This window comes from Pseudomonas sp. HMWF006, from assembly GCF_003061205.1.
Lineage (GTDB): Bacteria > Pseudomonadota > Gammaproteobacteria > Pseudomonadales > Pseudomonadaceae > Aquipseudomonas > Aquipseudomonas monsensis.
The window spans coordinates 3,931-5,030 of record NZ_QAIU01000580.1; the positions used below are offsets into that span (position 1 = coordinate 3,931).

Here is a 1,100-nt window from a genome sequence, read left to right on the forward strand (position 1 = left end):
GGTTGCCGGTCATTTCCTTTTCGTATTTGTCGGCGGTGTATTCGCCATAGGAAATGTGCGACAGCGGGTACAGCTTGACGCCGGACTCACGCTGGATGGTTTCGACGTACGTCGACGGGAAGTCCATCTCCGAGAAGATCACTTTCACGTCGAGTTCGCGCAGTTGATCGATGGTCTTTTTCAATTGGCTCGGACTCGGCTCGATGCCGTGAGCCGGTTCGACCACGGCGGTCACTTCCAGACCAAACTCGCGCAGCAGGTAGTCGTAAGCCGCGTGCACCGTGGCCACGCGCAGTTCGGCGTTCGGCGCCTGGGTCAGTTTGGCCAGTGCGTCGGCGCGCATCTGCCGCAGGCGTTTGCCGTAGGCGCGGGCGTTCTGGGTGTAAGTCTTGGCGTTGTCCGGGTCGAGCTTGCCCAGTTCGCGGGCGATGTTGTTGACCTGGGCAATGGACGCGCTGATCGACAGGAACGTGTGCGGATTCACCACTTTGCCGGCCCCGCGCGCGGCGGTGCCGGTGGCGGCCAGCAGCGGCACGTTTTCGTTGGCTTCGATGGTCTTGATGTCCGGCGTTTCGCTGGCGGCGATCATGCGGTCGGCGAAGTCGTCATGGCCGACCCCGTTGAGCACGATCACGTCCAGTCCGCTGATGCGTTTGATGTCTTCGGCCCGGGGCTCGTAGGCGTGCGGGTTGAAGCCGGCGGGAATCAGCGGCACCACGTCGGCCTTGTCGCCGACGATGTTCGCCACGTAGCTGTAATAAGGGTGCAGGGTGATGCCGATGCGCAGGCGCTTGGCCGGATCGGCGCTGACCAGCGGGCTCAGCAGGCAGGCGCAAAGGCCAGCCAGAAACAGACGCAATAACGGACGGCGAGGGGATGAAATAGACATGGGCAAACGGTCTTCTCTCGAATGCGGGCGAAGGATCAATGGCGATGTTCGCGGGTAACCCCGGCATCGAATTGCGCGACGATCTGTTTCCAGCCGGCAGCGGACAGGGCGGCGGCGTCCAGCTGTTTCGGGGTTTGCACGGCCGCGTCACGGTTGAGCCAGATGTCCGGCGCGGCCTGCGCGTCGGCGCCGGGCAACATCACGAACGAAC

The 1,100-nt window shown here is 63.3% G+C and carries 1 protein-coding gene; it reads right to left on the reverse strand.

The window, feature by feature from the left end; genetic code table 11:
• The coding region (locus DBR24_RS26640) for a metal ABC transporter solute-binding protein, Zn/Mn family (protein ID WP_128616205.1) at positions 1 to 889 on the reverse strand (889 nt) is incomplete at its 3' end.
• Positions 890 to 1,100 lie beyond the last annotated feature (211 nt).